The sequence below is a fragment of the Acinetobacter tianfuensis genome, from assembly GCF_003611465.1.
GTDB classification, from domain to species: domain Bacteria; phylum Pseudomonadota; class Gammaproteobacteria; order Pseudomonadales; family Moraxellaceae; genus Acinetobacter; species Acinetobacter tianfuensis.
This window is the reverse complement of record NZ_RAXV01000024.1, coordinates 40,939-59,163: the sequence shown is the minus strand read 5'-3', so window position 1 is coordinate 59,163 and position 18,225 is coordinate 40,939. Positions and strand designations below refer to the sequence as shown.

Below are 18,225 nucleotides of genomic sequence, written 5' to 3'. Positions count from 1 at the left end.
CAAAGTTATCGCACCCCTGTCTATTACGTGGATTTGACTTTACGTGAAGGCATTCATTTGCAAGACGCGATACATACAGCTAAGGAGATTGATCAGAAGAGTAAGTTGTGTGGTTTTAATCAACATGCCTTAGATCAGGCCGCTTTACAGGGCTATGTAAATTCGCAGTTTGAGGTGAATGTGGAGGAAGGCTTGGATTTGGTAGATGAGTTTTATACAGATGGACTTGTTGAATCTGAGCAAATGAAACCTGAGTCGAAACCTAAGGTTAAAGCAAAGTTCAATCATGGGGATGGTTTTGTGCAGGATATTCAGCAAGGGTTGCAGGGGAGTGTGAGGACAGTGAATTGAAGCTAATCGTAAAGAATCATTAGATTCTTTACGAGTTATACACTCGATTTATTTTTTATCATATTTAGTATCAATAGCTTATAGAGCTATCGTATTAAGTCTAAACTTTGTATTTATTCAAGCTAAATTTTTCAATACACCACATCTATCAACTGTGCATGAACCATCGCATGTCTTTCTTATATCTAATAATTGTTCAATTAGTTTTTGCTGATTTTTGATACTTTCTTGTACATCTACAATATGTGCGTCAATTAATTCATTTACTTCTGAACAGTTTTGGGTAGGTAAATCTTTATAAGAAAGCAATCTTTTGATTTCATTTAGATTCATATTTAGAGAGCGGCAATTAACTATAAATTTTAATCGGTCGATATAAGCTTCGGAGTACATTCTATAGTTCCCCTCAGTTCTTTCAGGTTGAGGAATAAGACCCTCCTTCTCATAGAATCTAATAGTTAGTACTGAACAAGAAGTTTTCTCAGATAACTCACCTATTTTTAAAAACATTGAAATCAACCAAATCTAGCTTGACTCTATAGTAGCTATAGGGATTCTAATATGCAATAAGTGAAAATATGACTATAGGTACATCCATGAGTGGTTGCGGTTGTAATGAAAGTTCTTGTGACGATACTAAACCCAAACAAAATATATCTGAAACTGATTCTTGTAGTGGTACAGATTTAAAAACTGAAACAAATAAAAAGTCTTGTTGTGATAAAGGTATTGCTAGCGAGTCTAAAGAGCAGATCATTGTAGATGCTTGTGGTGGTAGTCAGCCTTGTTCAACAAAGGCTAAATCATGCTGTGGAACAGATACAAGTAATCAGCAACAAGACATACATAAAGAAATAGGCAAAGCAATTCTCATTAGCGATTACACCATTCCTAAAATGGATTGTTCCGCAGAGGAACAGATGGTCAGAATGTCTTTGTCCTCTTTAGAAAGCGTTAATAGTTTAATTTTTGACTTACCAAATCGAAATCTAAAAGTTTTGCATGAAGGCAATACAAATTTAATTACTTCAAAACTTGAAGCACTCGGTTTTGGAGCAAAGTTAAATTCAACTGAAACCTATATTGATAACAAAAGCTCGAAGCAGACCAGCACCTATATCATACCTAAAATGGATTGTTCCGCAGAAGAACAAATGGTGCGAATGGCTTTAGCACCACTAAGTGAGGTCAAAGCTTTAGCTTTTGATCTTCCAAATAGAAAGTTACAGGTTTTCCATACCGATGGAATCTCAGAAATCACAACGAAACTTGAGGGTCTAGGTTTTGGAGCGAAGCTCGAAAGTACTGTTGAATCAACAGGAGTTTTACCTGACAGTCCTGATCCAACTAGTCAAGCTAAAGTTCTCAAAATACTACTCGCAATTAACGCAGTGCTTTTTGTCATTGAGTTTATTAGTGGCATTATTGCCGCTTCCACAGGATTAATCGCCGACTCTCTGGATATGTTTGCTGATGCTGCCGTTTATGGCATTGCACTTTATGCAGTAGGTAAAGCAGCAAAATATCAAGTTAGAGCAGCTCACTTCGCTGGTTGGATTCAGCTCTTACTAGCTGTAATTGTTATTGTTGATGTCGTTAGACGTTTTATGTTTGGTAGTGAACCTGAATCTAATCTCATGATTATCATCGGCTTCTTTGCACTTGCCGCGAATGTCACTTGTTTATATCTCATATCTGGGCACAAAGATGGTGGTGCTCACATGAAGGCAAGTTGGATTTTCTCAGCGAATGATGTGATCGTTAATATGGGTGTAATTCTCGCAGGAGTACTCGTTGCTTGGACAGGCTCAGCTTACCCTGACCTGATTATTGGAATTATTGTTTCTTTATTCGTGCTGAATGGTGCTCGAAAGATTTTGGCCTTGAAGTAGGACTTTTATAATGAACTTATTTCAAGTGAAACCAAATCAGTTTGCAAAGATTGTTGATCTCAAAAAAGGGGATCAATACACCAACAAAGACCCTGTACTTGAAAGACTTGAGTTACTGGGTTTTAGAGTTGGGGAATCTCTACAAGTTCTTGAAAAGGGGTTATTTGGTGGCGATCCAATCTTAGTTCAAATCGAAACATCACGCTTTGCCCTAAGAAAAAATGAAGCTGAACGAGTTTTTGTAGAGATCATCAATGAACACTAAAAATATTGCACTCATTGGTAATCCCAATTGTGGTAAAACCTCACTTTTTAACACTCTTACTGGTACTCGACAAAAAGTTGCAAACTATGCGGGTGTGACTGTTGAACGTAAGAAGGGTTTCTTTAAGTTACCTTCAGGAGATTCCGTTCGAGTATTGGATTTGCCGGGGACTTATAGTTTAAAACCAAGTAGCTTAGATGAAGAAGTAACAAGAGCTGTTTGCTTCGGTGAGCTAAAAGGTGAAGTATTACCTGACATTTTTGTTTGTGTTGTTGATGCTACAAATCTTCACCTTCATTTAAGCCTAGTACTAGAGGTCAGAGCGTTAAATAGACCGATGTTACTTGTCTTGAATATGATGGATGAAGTAAAAAAACGTAGAATTTCAATTGACACCTCAAAACTATCAAAACTTTTAGGAGTGCCTGTTGTTGAATCCGTCGCTGTGAAAACAAAAGGGATTCAGGAGCTATTAACGCAGTTAGATCAAAAAAATCTATTTGTTGCACCTTATCATTCTGAGCTAAATCATTTTGATCAGATTAAATACATTACTAAGCAAGTTATTTTAAAAAATGACAGTGGTGATAAACGAACTGCATTTTTAGACAAAATATTTTTACATCCTGTCTTTGGCCTACTAATTTTGACGCTGACCATGTTTGTCATGTTTCAGGCCGTTTTTATTTGGGCACAGCCTTTCATTGCTTTTATTGAAGACTCAATTACTTGGCTAAGTGGTGCAATTGGCCCCTTGATTTCGCATCCATTATTAAGAAGTTTGATTGTTGATGGTGTGATTGCGGGTGCAGGCAGCGTTCTAGCTTATATGCCTCAAATTCTTATCCTTTTCTTCTTTATTTTGATCTTAGAGGAATCGGGTTATTTGCCAAGAGCAGCCTTCTTATTAGACAAGCTTATGTCTAAAGCAGGGTTAAGCGGTCGTTCATTCATTCCATTACTTTCCAGTTTCGCTTGTGCTATTCCCGGAGTCATGGCAACAAGAAGTATTAGCTCTGAACGAGATCGTTTAGCAACGATTATGATTGCGCCATTAATGACATGTTCTGCTCGACTGCCTGTATATGCTTTATTAATAGCCGCGTTCATTCCTAATAAGTTGGTTTATGGGTGGCTCAGCTTACAAGGTTTAGTTCTGTTCGGACTTTACATGTCAGGAATCATATCTGCGCTATTGGTTTCTTTATTTTTAAAGTTAGTTCGAAAAGATAAAACTGAAAGTATTTTTATTTTTGAATTGCCGACTTACCGTTTACCAGATATTAGAAATGTGGCATTAGGCCTATATGACAGAGCAACAATTTTCTTAAAGCGAGTTGGTGGAATTATTGTCGCTTTATCAATTTTGTTATGGGTACTCGTGACATTCCCTCAGCCACCAGATAACGCCACAATGCCTGCAATTAATTACAGCCTAGCAGGGCAGTTGGGGCACATCATTCACCCTATTTTTGCCCCAATCGGCTTTACATGGGAAATTTGTATTGCGCTCATTCCGGCAATGGCAGCCCGTGAAGTAATTATTGCTGCATTAGGTGTGATTTACGCTATGTCTGGGGATGAAGATACAGTCACACAAACTCTGCTCAGTCAAATTTCTGGGCCTGATGGATGGGGACTTGCAACAGGCTTATCACTTTTGGTTTGGTTTGTTTTTGCACCTCATTGTCTTGCAACATTAGCAACAATCAAGCGTGAAACAGGTAGTTGGAAACAACCAATTATTATGGCTACCTATCTGTTTTCACTAGCATATTTCTTCTCTTTTGTTACGTATCAGATTGCTAGCCGCATATAGTTAAGTTGAATATCGAACAGCGGTGAAATTATCGCTGTTTGTATCTTCATAATTAAAGTTAGAATTTTGAAGTAGAAGTTTTATTATGAAAATGGGTATATTTGGAATTGCATATATATGTTTATTCGTATATAAATATATTCAAAGATCCTGTTGAGTTTGAGCAAATGTCTGCTACTCCAAACGTTAAGATTTATCACAATCCTGAATGTGGTACGTCACGTAATACATTGGCATTAATTCGTAATGCCAATATTGAACCTGAAGTTATTGAATATCTTGTTAATCCTCCATCTAAAAGTGAGCTTATTCAGCTGATTGCGGATGCGGGTTTAACGGTGAGAGAAGCGATTCGTAAAAATGTTGCTCCATATACAGATTTAGGAATTGATCAAGAGGATTGGACTGAAGATCAATTGCTTAACTTTATGCTTCAGTATCCAATTTTGATTAACCGTCCATTCGTGGTGACTGAACTAGGAACTCGTTTAAGTCGTCCGTCAGAACTGGTTTTAGAAATTCTGCCACTCCCGCAAAAGGGTGCTTTCACTAAAGAAGATGGTGAACAAGTACTGGATGCAAATGGGCAGCGATTGAAATAAAAATTTCATGGATATATGTGAATATTGATATATCCATATGTTTGAGTGAGTAAAAAATATGGATCAAATCAATTTTTTTAAATGCTTAGCTGATGAAACGCGATTCAATATCGTCATGTTGGTTCTTGGAAATAATGAACAGTGTGTTTGTGATTTGACTGAAAAACTAGAGTTGAGCCAACCCAAGATTTCACGGCATTTAGCTTTACTGCGTTCTTCTGGTCTTTTACAAGATCGACGCCAAGGGCAATGGGTCTATTACAGTCTCAATCCCAATTTACCCATTTGGTGCGTAGAAGTACTTAACACCCTTAAAAATGCTGATTTACAGCCAAAAGTTGCTCCATCATTTCAACAAATCAATAGTTATTGCGAGTAGAACAACATGAAATTCCTTTTTTTGTGTACTGGAAATAGTTGCCGTAGCATCCTGTCAGAAGTGCTGTTTAATAGTCGTGCCCCAGAGGGTTGGAAAGCCTTTAGTGCAGGTAGTAAGCCATCAGGGCAAGTACATCCATTGACCATAGAAACTTTAGAAAATCTAGGTCTTTCAACAGATGGTTTGTGGAGTAAAACCATTGATGACTGCGAACAATACCAACCTGACGTTGTGATTACCGTCTGTGATTCGGCAGCACAAGAAGCATGTCCACTGTATTTAGGTGGTGCAATCAAAGCACATTGGGGTTTGGCTGATCCTTCACATTTGGATTTACCTAAAGAAGAAAAGCTCAAAGCATTCCAAGTCACTGTTGATCATATCAACCGTCGCTTAGACGCTTTATTGGCACTCGATACAGCGCATATGCCTCGCCCAGATTTGATTGCTGCAATCAATCAAATTTCGCATATTGAATGAGAACATCATGGCTCAACAAAGATTATCCTTTTTAGATCGTAACCTCACGCTATGGATTTTTATTGCTATGGCGTTGGGGATTGCGATAGGCGTGTTCTTTCCGCAAGCCTCTGTCGCTTTGGATAAAATGAGTGTGGATTCAGTCAATATTCCTATTGCGATTGGTCTTATTCTCATGATGTATCCGCCACTGGCAAAAGTGGACTATGCGACGTTACCGCAAGTATTTAAGGATAAGAAAACACTGACTTTATCCTTAGTACAAAACTGGCTGATCGCTCCCGTGCTCATGTTTGCATTGGCAATCATATTTTTGCAGAGTTATCCCGAATACATGACAGGCGTAATCCTGATTGGCTTAGCACGATGTATTGCGATGGTTCTGGTCTGGAATGGTTTGGCCTGTGGTGATAACCAATATGTCGCAGCACTGGTCGCTTTTAACAGTATTTTTCAGATTTTGTTCTTTAGTACTTATGCTTGGCTATTCCTGACCTTTCTACCGCCTTATTTTGGCGTTGCAGGACAAGTGATCAATGTTGATTTCTGGACTATTACCCATGCTGTTTTGGTTTATCTCGGTATTCCGTTTTTATTTGGTTTCTTGACGCGCTTAATTTTGGTGAAACAAAAAGGCGTGGAGTGGTATCAAACCAAGTTTATTCCGAAAATCAGTCCTCTAAGTTTGATTGCTTTGCTGTTCACGATTTTGGCTATGTTTAGCCTAAAAGGTGGTGATGTTGTAAGCCTGCCAATGGATGTTTTACGAATTGCGATTCCTTTAACAATTTACTTTGTCTTGATGTTCTTTATTAGCTTCTTTATGAGCAAATGGATGGGCAATGATTATCCGAAGACAGCAGCAATCTCTTTTACTGCGGCTGGAAACAACTTTGAATTGGCACTTGCTGTAGCGATTGCAACTTTTGGTTTAGCTTCACCTGTGGCGTTTACCACGGTAATCGGCCCATTGGTTGAAGTACCAGTGTTGATTGCTTTAGTCAGTGTGTCTTTGTGGCTCAGAAAAAAGTTTTTTAAAGCAGAGGTGTAATTTCTATGACTCTCCCAAATGTAGATATGAATCTTTTGGATCAACCGACTTTAGAAAAGGTACAAGCTAAAGAGTTGGATCATCCACCACGTATTTTGCTGCTCTATGGCTCTAACCGTGAGCGTTCATACAGCCGTTTGGCCGTAATGGAAGCAGGACGTATCTTGGAGCACTTTGGTGCCGAAGTAAAAATCTTTCATCCTAAAGGGCTGCCTTTACCTGAAGATGCGGACACTGAACATCCAAAGGTTAAAGAGTTGCATGATTTACTCGCTTGGGCAGAAGGAATGGTGTGGTGCTCGCCTGAGCGTCATGGCTCCATGAGTTCAATTTTCAAATCGCAAATTGACTGGATACCATTGGCAGGCGGTGCAATTCGTGCAACGCAAGGTAAGACCTTAGCTTTGATGCAGGTCAGTGGTGGTTCGCAGTCCTTTAACAGCCTAAACCAGATGCGTATTTTAGGCCGTTGGATGCGGATGATCACCATTCCAAACCAATCGTCTATTCCCAAAGCTTTTTTAGAGTTTGAAGAAGATGGCAGGATGAAACCTTCATCCTTCTATGATCGAATTGTCGATGTCATGGAAGAACTATATAAGTTCACCTTGCTCACTCGTGGGCAGAGTCAGTACCTCACGGACCGTTATTCAGAGCGAAAAGAGTCGGCAGAAGAATTATCTAAGCGTGTCAATCAACGTAGCTTATAAACTTTAGGTGATCAGAAATGCAAAAGAGACATTCTAAATTAGTGATCTTAGGTTCAGGGCCTGCGGGTTATAGTGCTGCTGTGTATGCAGCACGTGCAAACTTAAAACCTACATTGATAGCGGGTATACAACTTGGTGGTCAATTAACAACGACCACTGAGGTAGATAACTGGCCGGGCGACCCAGAAGGTTTAACTGGTCCTGCACTTATGGAAAGAATGCAAGCCCATGCTGAACGCTTTGGTACAGAGATTGTGTATGACCACATCAATGAAGTTGATTTAAGCGTCCGTCCATTTGTGCTAAAAGGCGACATGGAAGACTTTACTTGTGATGCACTGATTATTGCAACAGGTGCGACAGCACAATACTTGGGTCTTGAATCTGAAGCTAAATTCATGGGTCAAGGTGTCAGCGCATGTGCAACTTGTGATGGTTTCTTTTATAAGAATCAAAAAGTCATGGTCGTGGGTGGTGGTAACACAGCAGTTGAAGAAGCACTTTATCTTTCAAATATCGCTGAACATGTCACCTTAGTTCACCGTAGAGACAGTTTACGTTCAGAGAAAATTCTACAAGATCATCTTTTTGCCAAAGAAAAAGAAGGCAAAATTAGTATTCTTTGGAACAATCAAGTTGATGAAGTCTTAGGTGATAATACTGGTGTTACTTCAGTTCGCTTGAAGTCAACTTTGGACGAAAGCATACAAGATATTGAAGTTCAGGGCTTATTTGTTGCTATTGGTCACAAACCGAATACAGGTATGTTTGACGGCCAACTCAACCTACGTGATGGCTACATTCAAGTACAAAGTGGTACTTCAGGCAATGCAACAGCAACTTCTGTGGCAGGGGTATTTGCTGCGGGTGACGTTGCGGACAGCATTTATCGCCAAGCAATTACTTCGGCAGGCTCAGGCTGTATGGCAGCTTTGGATGCCGAAAAGTATCTTGATCAATTGAGCAATTGAAAGGCTCATTTAAACGCTTGAAAATTTTATAAAATACGCCCAGTCTGTTGAGTAGACTGGGCGTTATTTTGATTATGACTATAAATAATAGGAGAGAAGCTTTGACTCAATTACAAACTGAAGTCGATGTAATCATTATTGGTGGTGGTCAGGCAGCCCTTGCCACAGCTTATTTCCTCAAACGTAAGAAAATTCCATTTATTATTTTAGATGACCAATCTCAGGCAGGTGGTGCATGGTCACATGCTTGGGAATCTCTTCGTCTTTTTTCTCCAAATACTTGGAGTTCATTGTCAGGTTGGATGATGCCCACAACTGAGCAGACTTACCCAACGCGAAATGAAGTGATTGGCTACTTGTCAGCATACGAGCAACGATATCAATTTCCAATTATTCGACCAATTCATGTCGACCATATAGAACAAAAAGATGGCTATTTAGATGTGTATGCTGGCGATCAATATTGGCGAGCTAAAGCGGTGGTCAGTGCTACTGGGACATGGAGTCAGCCTTATATTCCCCATTATGAAGGATATGAACGATTTGAAGGATTACAAACGCATTCAGCACATTATGTAAATCCAGAGCCTTTTATCAACAAGAAAGTGATTGTAGTTGGTGGTGGTAACTCAGGGGCACAAATTCTTGCCGAAGTCTCAAAAGTTGCAGATACCACTTGGGTCACAGTAACACCACCTCAATTTTTATCGGATGATGTTGATGGGCGTGTTTTATTTCTTCGGGCAACTGAACGTTTAAAAGCCCAACAGGAAGGTCGTGTGATTGATCAACCCGTTGGTGGTCTGGGTGATATTGTCATGATAGACAGTGTCAAAGAGGCCCGCGAACGTGGCGTACTACATAGTAGAGAGCCTTTTACCTCATTTGAGGAGCATTCCGTTGTTTGGGCTGATGGTACAAGACAAGCAGTAGATGCTGTGATTTGGTGTACAGGGTTCAAAGCTTCATTGACTCACTTAAGAAGTCTTGATGTGGTAGAGCCTGATCAGACAGTTACTGTGAATGATGGGCGCTCAGTAAAAATAAATAACCTTTGGTTGGTTGGCTATGGGGAATGGACAGGCATGGCATCCGCAACACTCATTGGGGTTTCTAGAACAGCAAGAGCAACTGTAGATCAAATAGCTGCTTATTTGGCTAGGATCAATTACTAAAGTTAAGGACTGAAGGAACTATTGGTCAAGTGATAGATCATTTAAAGACTACAAAACGGCCATTACCACCAGATCGAATAATTAGAAGGGAGGAGGAGCTTCTTTCATTTATAGATACACCTAAAGAGGAATGGTCTTCAACACTACAACGTTATAATAAATTAAGAGAAATCGAATATAAGGAAGTTATCGAGGTTACAAGGTTTATTGAAAAACAGACTCCTTTTGCAACGCAGCATAGTGTAAAGGGGGCTGAGTTTGAGAATGTATTAGTGGTCTTAGGTGGTGGCTGGAATCACTATAAGTGGCCACAGCTTTTAGAGTTACTTGAGACTAAAAAATTGACTAAAGCAAATACGAAAGGTTTTTTATAGAGCACGTAATCTTTTTTATGTTTCCATTTCTCGCCCAATGACGAGGCTAGCTGTGTTAGCTACTCAAACACTATCTGATACAGCTCTTGTAACTGTGAATAATCTATTGGGGAGTGAAAATATTGAAGATTTATGTTTTGATACATAAAAATAAAGTTTACTCCAAATTTACACCTTAACTTAATTTTTTTATTTTAAGTTGCTGTAAATTAAAGGATTATTTTATCTTGTTGTCCAATCCATCATCGGGGCAACAGAAATGCGGGGGTGGAGTTTATTTTCAATGGTATGAAGATTCGTCATTAAAAATGATGCCTCGAAAACAATGCAATGGACAATAGGGGATCAAATTGAATTTGGGAGTGTATTGAAATGGCTGGAGATGCCCTTTCAAAATAGGGCGCCATACTATCATAAAATAGGCGGATTTCGTGCGGAATTGTACAGAGCTGCAGATGCAATACGCTCTTATTTTAAATGCAGTGAATGCGGGCATTGTTTGAAAATTTATTTAAATAAATGATCAAAAAGGAAATAAAGCGCATATAGTGAATGCATCACTATAAAAGAAAGATTATGATTATTTTGCTAAGAACTAAAAAAATTAGATCATCTGCTTAGAAAATAAAGGAACGATATGTACAAAATTATTGGGGCCATAGGATTGGTATTGAGCTTAAGTTCCACCTCAGGCTGTGCTGTAGTCATGGCCAGCAAGCAGCCGACAAAGAAAAATACGGCAATGATTCAGCAGGGGGTATCTAGAAGTCTTGTTATTGCAGAGTTTGGCGCGCCTGTGACGTCGGAATTTAAAAATGGCAAGCGCTATGAAATATATACTTTTATACAGGGGTATTCGACTGCCAGTAAAATTGGCCGCGCATTTTGGCATGGGGCAGCAGATGTAGCTACAGTCGGCTTGTGGGAGCTGATTGGCACACCTGCAGAAACTGTATTTAATGGAGAAAAGATGTCTTATGAATTTATTTTTGATGAAAATGATTTGCTTGAAAGCCATAAATTATTAACTTTAGAAACTGAAAAAAATCGGCAGTAACAGAATAAAGAGGGGGCGTACCGATTTTTGTATGCATGGTAAATATGATCAGCATCAAGGTTGCTGTTTAACAGAAAAATCGCGGTGCTGTTTTATTGCTTGCCAAGCATGCCGCTAGAAAAAATTATCATCAAAGTCAATTGAGCAGTATCTTGTTTGAGCCGTGAATATTGCGCAAAGTGAGTGTTCAGCTTGGCTCATAAAAATCCAGAAAAAGAAAAAAGGATTCATAAATATGTTGATGCTTGAAGAAATTTTTAAGATAAAAAAGGCTGAAAACTCAGAGGCATTTAATTTGCGTATGATGCGCGGACTCAGCTGGCTTAAGAAAGCATATGATTTAAATGAAACACCTGATTTGCAGTACATGAGTTTATGGATTGCATTCAATGCATTATATGCACAGGGTACGAAGCCGAATGAAGAATGCTTGCCGCAGTTTTTACAGATGCTGTGTCAAAAAGATGCGGAAGGAAAGCTTGGCCAAGTTTTATGGGGGAAATTCTGCCAGCCTGTACAGATGCTGCTTCAGCGGCATGCGCTTTATCAAGGATTTTGGGATTATCAAAATGCTAAAATTTCGATAGAACAGTTTAAGGCGGAGCTGGCTCAAGATATGGAATTGCAGCGTTTAGCTATGCAGCAGCAGGATACTTCCGCGATGTTAATACTGCTGTTTAAACGCTTAAATACCTTGCATATTCAGCTGATGCAAGGCGGGATGAGTTGCGGCAGCGCCGTGAACCGTAAATATATGCAGGATTGCTGCCGTGTTTTGGACGCTTTAGTGCCAGTTATGATCCTGCTGCTGCTGGAAAATGCCAGTACGCTGGATTTAGGCAAGCCTTTTTATCCTGTTGTACAGGTCTGTTGATATGATTGTGAGCCTGCCTTTTAGATTAAACGGCGGCTTGAGCTGCGCGGTAACGCTGATCAACCACAACAAATGCTGAGGCAACCAGCACCAAAGCTGCGCCAGCCATGCAGGCAGCAGGCCAGCCGCCATGATGCCATGCATATACACCTAAGGCTGAACCGCAGGCTCCGCCAATAAAATACATGGTCATATAAATTGAATTAATGCGTGAACGGGCCTCGGCATTCAGTTTGAAAATAATATTCTGATTGCAGCTGTGCACTATTGCGAGTCCAAGGCTAATCAATGCATAGCCAAAAGTGTAGCTGATGAGAGAATGCCCGCCCCAATACAGCAGCAGCCAGCTGAAGGTTAAAATGCCGCAGCCGGTCCATGTCAGCAGCGGGTTATAGCCTCGGTCTGCAAGTTTGCCTGTCCACTGTGCAGAAAGCGCGCCAAATACACCGACAAGAGTAAGTGCGCCAACCCAAACGTCAGGTAAGGAGAACGGCGGGGCGGTAAGCAGCATAGCAATTGTTGAAAATAAAATACTCATGGCCGCAAAAACACAGCCGCCAATAATAGAGCGGAAAACTAAGCGGCGCTCTTTTAGCAGCAGCTGTCCCATTGAAGCAAAGACTTCACCGTAACTGATATGGCGGATACTGACCTTCGGCAAATGGTGTTTGAGCAGCACTGCTAAAATCAGCATGAGGACTGAACTGAAGATATAAATGACATTCCAGTGCCATAGGTTTGAAAATAAACCAGACAAGCTGGTTGAGAGCAAAATGCCGACCAGCAGCCCGCTCATAAGAAATCCGACAGCCTCGCCAGTTTTATCTGGATGTACTGAAAGCGTGACCAGCGGAATCAGAACTTGCGCTGCAACTGAAAAGAGTCCAGCAATAATGGTTCCAATCCACAGCATTGGCAGATTGACCGCAAAAGCGCAAATGCCTAGGCCAATGGCTGCACCAATCATCAGCAGCGGAATGAATTTAGTTTTGTTGACAATATCGCCCATCGGCACAATAAACAGCAGTCCTAAAGCATAAGAAATTTGCGCAAAAGTAACCGTCAGCGCCACTTGTGACAGCGGTACATTAAAGCTTTGCTGAATAGAGTAAATCAGCGGCTGGCAATAGTAGTTCGCGCCTGCACATAACCCGCAGGCAATTGCCATGAGCCATAGAAGCATGCGGTTTTGGCTGATATCTAACGTGCTGTTCATAATATTGATGCTGCTTGGCGTTGGGTGGTGTAGGGCTGTGAAATACAGGCAAGTGAATAAAATATTTTCGAAGACGGCTCAACCGTCATCATATTGCTTCTTTGAGAGTAAAGCTGCAGTACTATGGCGGCTGTACTCTCTTACCCTGTTCATTTGGCTGCGGTTTTATTTAAACTAATCATGAGTACGCCCGCAATATTCAACGCACAGCCAAACCATTGTACGGCATTTAACTGTTCACCTAAAAAAGCAACGGCAAGTAAAATGGTTAAAATTGGGCCGATAGATGCAATCATGGCGGAACGGCCAGGCCCTAAGCGCAGGATGCTTTGCATGAGTAAAAGGGTAGGCAATACTGTGACAAAAAAACCAATCGCTAAACCATAGCCAAATACACCGGCAGGCAAAGACTGCAGCAGCTGCAGCGGCGCAGGAATAGCAATAAAGAAATGCACAAGTGTCCCAATACAGGCAATACTGAGCGCCAAACCATTAAAATGCCAAGAACCGAATTTGTGCATCAGTTTAGGTGTCATCAATAAGTAAGCCGCAAAAGCAATAGCGCTGGCAAAAACCAAACTTGCACCTAGCCAAAAATTACTGTCATGTGCAGTCCCGCTCTGTTCTTGCAGCATGACAATAATGGTGCCGCCGTAACTGAGTATAATCGCGCAGATGGTTTTTAAGCTCAGCGGCTGCTTATAAATGATGCTGGAGGCAAGCACCGTTAAAGTTGGATATAAAAATAAAATAATCCGTTCAAGAGAGGCACTGATATACATCAGGCCTAAAAAATCCAGCCAGCTTGCCAAATAATAGCCCAGTAGGCCCGAAATGATCAGCAAAACCCAGTCTGATGTTTTGATCTCTGCATATGACTTGCGGGTAAACCAGCTGATGAGCAGAAAAAAAGGCAAAGCGCAGCCCATCCGAAGCGCCATTAATACTGTTGCATCTACAGCAGGGGAAAGCGCATAAGCTTGCTTAATAAAAATGGCTTTGGTGCTGAATAAAAAGGCGGCAAAAACTGCGCATAAAGCGCCAATTTGACTGCGGTTAAGCTGGAGGGCGGGCATGAAGCTCCCTGCATATATAAAAGGGCAAGCCTATTATAGGAAGTCTAGCGCTTGATATGAAACTCAAAAAATGAATCTAGTTTTAGATGAGGAGGTTTTTTACTGCCTATGATTTATGCAAATCACATAAAAAACAAAACAAAGTCTGAGCGCTGCTGTATGGCAAGCGGCAGATTATCGTCAGCAGCCATCAAAATATACGCTGATGCTGTCAATTCAATAGATATATGCACCAATGTGGTGCCAATTGTTTCATAATTGAAAAATGATTGCTATGTCTATCATGGTGCAAAATATGCTTAAAAAAAAATTTAAAAATAATTTGCATCAAATAGGACGAAAGTCGCAATAAAATGTGAGTTTTATTTTGAGCAAAAAGCAGTCATTTCTATGTTCGGGAGCCGCTAAGAGCATTGGCTGAAAAAACACAAGTCTTTAAATTTTAGGTCAATTTAGTCTAAAGCTAATTTTTATTATTTTGTCAGAAATGCCAACTGAGAAGTTTTAAGCGTTTAAATGCACTGAAATAACACAAGATTATAGGCCGAAAAAGCAATCAGAGAATGGATTTTGGGCAGATAGAAACTGTCACTAAGATCAATTGAGTCTTAATTAAGATGTAAATGAGTTAAATTGGCAGCTCCTCAAGTGAATTGTCGTATAAAAAAGATTCATACCATTAAAAATAAAAACGAATAACACCTAGATGGCATCATATTTTTTATGAATCATCAGTTCAAAATATGGGTATTTATTAAATAAATATTGGGTGGTAATTTAAAAAAGTTCAATTAGAATCCAAAAATTCTACAAAAAACATCCTGAGGGGAAGCATCGCTTTAAGCGGTGTTTACTTAAGAAAAATTAGCTTGAGGAACGCTCATGCAGATCGGAATTCCAGCCGAAACTGTCGTCGGTGAAAATCGCGTCGCTGCGACGCCAGAGACAGTAAAGAAGTTGATCAGCGCTGGTCATAATGTGGTTATTGAACGCGGAGCAGGTGTGAACGCTGCTTACATCGATAGCGCCTATGAACAGGTTGGTGCCAAAATTACAGATGATGCCTATACGGGCAGCCAAATCGTTTTGAAAGTACGTGCCCCTAAGGGTGACGAAATTCAAAAGCTAGCGCCGAATACAGCAGTCATCGCAATGTTTGACCCACACCGCAATCCAGAGTTGGACCAATTTGCTGCACAGCAAGTGTCTGCATTTGCGCTGGAACTATTGCCGCGTACTTTATCACGTGCGCAAAACATGGACGTGCTGTCTTCACAAGCCAACTTGTCAGGCTATAAATCTGTATTGTTGGCTGCGGCAGAATATCAGCGCATGTTCCCAATGCTGATGACTGCAGCAGGTACCGTAAAACCTGCGCGTGTTGTGATCATGGGTGTCGGTGTTGCTGGCCTGCAAGCGATTGCAACGGCAAAACGTCTTGGCGCAGTGGTTGAAGCAACGGATTTACGCCCAACGGCGAAAGACCAAGTCGAGTCTTTAGGCGGTAAATGGCTTGATGTGCCGATGTCGCCAGAAGAACAGCAAAAAGCTGCTGATGCTGCTAAAAATGGCTATGGCTGGATGCCGGGTGAAGACTACATCCGTGATCAAGCGATCATTGTCGATAAAGCGGTATCGAATGCAGATATCGTGATTACGACAGCATTGCTTCCAGGCCGTGACGCGCCGCGCCTGATCAAAGCTGAAACTGTTGCGAAAATGAAACCAGGTTCAGTCATTTTAGACATGGCTGTAGAAACTGGCGGCAACGTTGAAGGTTCAGTATGCGGTGAAAATGTTGTGACTGCCAATGGTGTAAAAATCCTCGGTATTCCAAATATTCCAGCGACAGTATCGACTGAAGCTTCTGCACTGTATGCACGAAATGTTTTGAATTTCTTAGACACATTATTTGATGCTGAGAAAAACTTCGCAATTAATCCAGAAGAAGAAATTCAAAAAGCCCTATTGGTCACTCACAGCGGTCAAGTGCTGTTGAAGCGCGGCTAAGGAGACTTATCATGGTTGAAACGATTACGATTTTCGTCCTCGCAATTTTCGTAGGTTACTACGTTGTTTGGGGTGTAACGCCAGCTTTGCACACGCCGTTAATGGCAGTAACCAATGCTTTATCTTCGATCATTATTGTTGGTGCGATGATTCAGACTGTCGGTCTGCCGGCAATTGGCGCAGACGGCATGGCGGCTTTCCAAAGCATTAATGTGATCAGCGTTTTAGGCGCAGTTGCGGTATTCCTTGCAAGCATTAACATTTTTGGCGGCTTCGCGGTTACTGCGCGCATGCTTGAAATGTTCAAGCCTAAGCAAAAGAAAAAAGAGGGCTAAGAGATGGAATTTATTCGTGACAATGCGGACTGGTTCTACCTGATTGGTGCAGTCCTCTTTATTATGACGCTGCGCGGTTTGTCTGGTCCCAAAACTGCAATTCAAGGTAACCGCTACGGTATGATTGCAATGGCAATTGCTGTATTGACAACATTCTTTGTAGCAGAAAATCCAGTGATCTGGATGATTGTCGGCGCGATGGCGGCAGGTGCGGTTGTGGGTATTGCCCGCGCTAAAACTGTTCCAATGACGCAAATGCCTGAAACTGTAGCGTTAATGCACTCACTTGTGGGTTTGGCTGCGGTTTTAATTGCGGTCGCGGCGATTCTGCATAACAACAAGCTATTGGAAATTGGCGCTGAAGCTTTAACTGCGAACAATATCAGCTTCCACGCTATGAGCAAAGTTCATTTGTTTGAATTATTTGTTGGCTGTTTTGTCGGTGCAATCACATTTACAGCATCCGTTTTTGCTTATGGCAAACTGGCTGCGAAAAAATGGGCTAAAACGATTTCTGGCGCATGGGTAAAACCGCTGCAAGCGCTGATTTTCATTGCAATGCTTGCTGCAGGTATTTATTTCTTCCTGACGGGCAACATGACATCTTTCTGGGCAATGACAGGTCTTGCGCTGGTATTCGGCTGGGTATGGATTGCGCCTGTGGGCGGCGGCGATATGCCGGTTGTCGTATCACTGCTTAACTCATTCTCAGGCTGGGCAGCGGCTGGTATCGGTTTCACACTCGAAAACAACATGCTGATTGTTGCAGGTTCATTGGTAGGTTCTTCGGGCGCGATTTTGTCTTACATCATGTGTAAAGCAATGAACCGTTCAATTATCAATGTATTGTTTGGCGGTACAATGGGCGCAGCGGCAGCTCCAGCAGCTGGAGGCGGCGCACAAGTACAGCGTAACCACCGTTCAGGTTCTGCAGATGATGCTGGTTTCTTAATGTCAAATGCAGACAGCGTTGTGATTGTACCGGGTTACGGTATGGCGCAAGGCCGTGCGCAAAATGCTGTTAAAGAACTTGCCAATACATTGAAAGAACAAGGCGTAACTGTCCGCTTTGCGATTCACCCTGTAGCTGGCCGTATGCCGGGTCATATGAACGTATTATTAGCTGAAGCTGATGTACCGTATGAAGACATTTTGGAAATGGACGAAATCAACTCTGATTTCCCTGCGACTGATGTTGTACTGGTGATTGGCGCGAATGACGTGGTTAACCCAGCGGCTAAAGATGATCCTAGCTCACCGATTTACGGTATGCCGATTCTTGAAGCGCATAAAGCGCGTACGATCATGGTGATCAAGCGCTCTATGGCGACAGGCTATGCCGGTTTAGACAATGACTTGTTCTATAACGACAAGACCATGATGATCTTCGGTGATGCGAAAAAAGTAGTTGAAGATATGAGTAAAGCAATTAATGGTACAGGCCACTAAGATTGAAGCTTTTGATGAGAAACCGCCTTCGGGCGGTTTTTTTATGGCAAAAAATTGCATTTTGGCTGGCTGCAAAACTTTGTTATATATCGAGCAAGAATTCTCTAAAACTGGTCGTAAGCTGACAATTTTTTGCAGG

General features: G+C 41.3%; 19 protein-coding genes and 1 pseudogene. 17 read left to right on the top strand and 3 right to left on the bottom strand.

Annotated elements, in window-relative coordinates; all coding sequences use genetic code 11:
* Positions 1 to 351, top strand: a pseudogene (locus D7V32_RS11450) (hydrolase or metal-binding protein); the annotation flags it as partial.
* Between the two features lie 117 nt (positions 352 to 468).
* On the opposite strand, the gene cadR reads toward D7V32_RS11450, so the two are convergent.
* Positions 469 to 861, bottom strand: coding sequence for a Cd(II)/Pb(II)-responsive transcriptional regulator (gene cadR, locus D7V32_RS11445; protein ID WP_005312186.1), 393 nt, complete (start codon positions 859 to 861; stop codon positions 469 to 471).
* 86 nt (positions 862 to 947) lie between these two features.
* Between cadR and D7V32_RS11440 the strand changes: the two genes are divergently transcribed.
* The 13 genes from D7V32_RS11440 (at position 948) to D7V32_RS11380 (ending at position 12,000) form a co-directional block, all read left to right on the top strand.
* Positions 948 to 2,243, top strand: coding sequence for a cation transporter (locus D7V32_RS11440; protein ID WP_086178443.1), 1,296 nt, complete (start codon positions 948 to 950; stop codon positions 2,241 to 2,243).
* Between the two features lie 10 nt (positions 2,244 to 2,253).
* Positions 2,254 to 2,508, top strand: a complete 255-nt coding sequence (locus D7V32_RS11435; protein ID WP_086178442.1) for a FeoA family protein — start codon at positions 2,254 to 2,256, stop codon at positions 2,506 to 2,508.
* A complete protein-coding gene (gene feoB, locus D7V32_RS11430; RefSeq protein ID WP_120403001.1) occupies positions 2,498 to 4,327 on the top strand; it encodes a ferrous iron transporter B in 1,830 nt (609 codons plus the stop codon). Before D7V32_RS11435 ends, feoB begins: the two co-directional genes overlap by 11 nt.
* Before the next feature lie 167 nt (positions 4,328 to 4,494).
* Positions 4,495 to 4,929: an arsenate reductase (glutaredoxin) gene (gene arsC / locus D7V32_RS11425; protein ID WP_087550548.1), complete on the top strand. Its 435-nt coding sequence runs from the start codon at positions 4,495 to 4,497 to the stop codon at positions 4,927 to 4,929.
* Between the two features lie 58 nt (positions 4,930 to 4,987).
* Complete coding sequence (locus tag D7V32_RS11420) at positions 4,988 to 5,308, top strand: metalloregulator ArsR/SmtB family transcription factor (RefSeq protein WP_087550549.1); 321 nt, start codon at positions 4,988 to 4,990, stop codon at positions 5,306 to 5,308.
* 6 nt (positions 5,309 to 5,314) lie between these two features.
* Positions 5,315 to 5,788, top strand: coding sequence for an arsenate reductase ArsC (locus D7V32_RS11415; protein ID WP_120403000.1), 474 nt, complete (start codon positions 5,315 to 5,317; stop codon positions 5,786 to 5,788).
* Positions 5,789 to 5,795: 7 nt separating this feature from the next.
* Positions 5,796 to 6,839 (top strand): ACR3 family arsenite efflux transporter, encoded by a 1,044-nt coding sequence (arsB, locus tag D7V32_RS11410; protein ID WP_120402999.1) that lies wholly within the window; start codon positions 5,796 to 5,798, stop codon positions 6,837 to 6,839.
* A gap of 5 nt (positions 6,840 to 6,844) precedes the next feature.
* Positions 6,845 to 7,549, top strand: a complete 705-nt coding sequence (gene arsH, locus D7V32_RS11405) for an arsenical resistance protein ArsH (protein WP_120402998.1) — start codon at positions 6,845 to 6,847, stop codon at positions 7,547 to 7,549.
* A 17-nt stretch (positions 7,550 to 7,566) separates the two neighbouring features.
* Positions 7,567 to 8,520, top strand: a complete 954-nt coding sequence (gene trxB / locus D7V32_RS11400; protein ID WP_110975201.1) for a thioredoxin-disulfide reductase — start codon at positions 7,567 to 7,569, stop codon at positions 8,518 to 8,520.
* Between the two features lie 101 nt (positions 8,521 to 8,621).
* A complete protein-coding gene (locus D7V32_RS11395) occupies positions 8,622 to 9,695 on the top strand; it encodes an ArsO family NAD(P)H-dependent flavin-containing monooxygenase (protein WP_004644575.1) in 1,074 nt (357 codons plus the stop codon).
* A 29-nt stretch (positions 9,696 to 9,724) separates the two neighbouring features.
* Entirely contained in the window at positions 9,725 to 10,069 is a 345-nt protein-coding gene (locus D7V32_RS17615; RefSeq protein WP_004723194.1) for a restriction endonuclease subunit S domain-containing protein, read from the top strand.
* Positions 10,070 to 10,706: 637 nt separating this feature from the next.
* A complete protein-coding gene (locus tag D7V32_RS11385) occupies positions 10,707 to 11,126 on the top strand; it encodes a hypothetical protein (protein WP_120402997.1) in 420 nt (139 codons plus the stop codon).
* Between the two features lie 235 nt (positions 11,127 to 11,361).
* Positions 11,362 to 12,000: a hypothetical protein gene (locus tag D7V32_RS11380; protein ID WP_120402996.1), complete on the top strand. Its 639-nt coding sequence runs from the start codon at positions 11,362 to 11,364 to the stop codon at positions 11,998 to 12,000.
* A gap of 25 nt (positions 12,001 to 12,025) precedes the next feature.
* Here the strand turns inward: D7V32_RS11380 and D7V32_RS11375 are convergent, their stop codons facing one another.
* Complete coding sequence (locus D7V32_RS11375; protein ID WP_120402995.1) at positions 12,026 to 13,216, bottom strand: MFS transporter; 1,191 nt, start codon at positions 13,214 to 13,216, stop codon at positions 12,026 to 12,028.
* A 149-nt stretch (positions 13,217 to 13,365) separates the two neighbouring features.
* Positions 13,366 to 14,292, bottom strand: coding sequence for a DMT family transporter (locus D7V32_RS11370; RefSeq protein ID WP_120402994.1), 927 nt, complete (start codon positions 14,290 to 14,292; stop codon positions 13,366 to 13,368).
* Positions 14,293 to 15,174: 882 nt separating this feature from the next.
* On the opposite strand from D7V32_RS11370, the gene D7V32_RS11365 reads away from it, so the two are divergent.
* From D7V32_RS11365 to D7V32_RS11355, 3 genes are read left to right on the top strand one after another with little or no spacing between them, the layout of a single operon-like run.
* Entirely contained in the window at positions 15,175 to 16,302 is a 1,128-nt protein-coding gene (locus D7V32_RS11365) for a Re/Si-specific NAD(P)(+) transhydrogenase subunit alpha (RefSeq protein ID WP_120402993.1), read from the top strand.
* An 11-nt stretch (positions 16,303 to 16,313) separates the two neighbouring features.
* Complete coding sequence (locus D7V32_RS11360) at positions 16,314 to 16,637, top strand: proton-translocating transhydrogenase family protein (RefSeq protein ID WP_120402992.1); 324 nt, start codon at positions 16,314 to 16,316, stop codon at positions 16,635 to 16,637.
* A 3-nt stretch (positions 16,638 to 16,640) separates the two neighbouring features.
* Entirely contained in the window at positions 16,641 to 18,086 is a 1,446-nt protein-coding gene (locus D7V32_RS11355; RefSeq protein ID WP_120402991.1) for an NAD(P)(+) transhydrogenase (Re/Si-specific) subunit beta, read from the top strand.
* Positions 18,087 to 18,225 lie beyond the last annotated feature (139 nt).

Coding starts and splice junctions, on each gene's coding strand:
- D7V32_RS11365 (WP_120402993.1), top strand. CDS start 15,175: ATGCAGATCGGAATTCCAGCCGAAACTGTCGTCGGTGAAAATCGCGTC.
- D7V32_RS11435 (WP_086178442.1), top strand. CDS start 2,254: ATGAACTTATTTCAAGTGAAACCAAATCAGTTTGCAAAGATTGTTGAT.
- arsH (WP_120402998.1), top strand. CDS start 6,845: ATGACTCTCCCAAATGTAGATATGAATCTTTTGGATCAACCGACTTTA.
- D7V32_RS11440 (WP_086178443.1), top strand. CDS start 948: ATGAGTGGTTGCGGTTGTAATGAAAGTTCTTGTGACGATACTAAACCC.
- D7V32_RS11370 (WP_120402994.1), bottom strand. CDS start 14,292: ATGCCCGCCCTCCAGCTTAACCGCAGTCAAATTGGCGCTTTATGCGCA.
- cadR (WP_005312186.1), bottom strand. CDS start 861: ATGTTTTTAAAAATAGGTGAGTTATCTGAGAAAACTTCTTGTTCAGTA.
- D7V32_RS11420 (WP_087550549.1), top strand. CDS start 4,988: ATGGATCAAATCAATTTTTTTAAATGCTTAGCTGATGAAACGCGATTC.
- D7V32_RS11380 (WP_120402996.1), top strand. CDS start 11,362: ATGTTGATGCTTGAAGAAATTTTTAAGATAAAAAAGGCTGAAAACTCA.
- feoB (WP_120403001.1), top strand. CDS start 2,498: ATGAACACTAAAAATATTGCACTCATTGGTAATCCCAATTGTGGTAAA.
- arsB (WP_120402999.1), top strand. CDS start 5,796: ATGGCTCAACAAAGATTATCCTTTTTAGATCGTAACCTCACGCTATGG.
- D7V32_RS11415 (WP_120403000.1), top strand. CDS start 5,315: ATGAAATTCCTTTTTTTGTGTACTGGAAATAGTTGCCGTAGCATCCTG.
- trxB (WP_110975201.1), top strand. CDS start 7,567: ATGCAAAAGAGACATTCTAAATTAGTGATCTTAGGTTCAGGGCCTGCG.
- D7V32_RS11385 (WP_120402997.1), top strand. CDS start 10,707: ATGTACAAAATTATTGGGGCCATAGGATTGGTATTGAGCTTAAGTTCC.
- arsC (WP_087550548.1), top strand. CDS start 4,495: ATGTCTGCTACTCCAAACGTTAAGATTTATCACAATCCTGAATGTGGT.
- D7V32_RS11375 (WP_120402995.1), bottom strand. CDS start 13,216: ATGAACAGCACGTTAGATATCAGCCAAAACCGCATGCTTCTATGGCTC.
- D7V32_RS11355 (WP_120402991.1), top strand. CDS start 16,641: ATGGAATTTATTCGTGACAATGCGGACTGGTTCTACCTGATTGGTGCA.
- D7V32_RS11360 (WP_120402992.1), top strand. CDS start 16,314: ATGGTTGAAACGATTACGATTTTCGTCCTCGCAATTTTCGTAGGTTAC.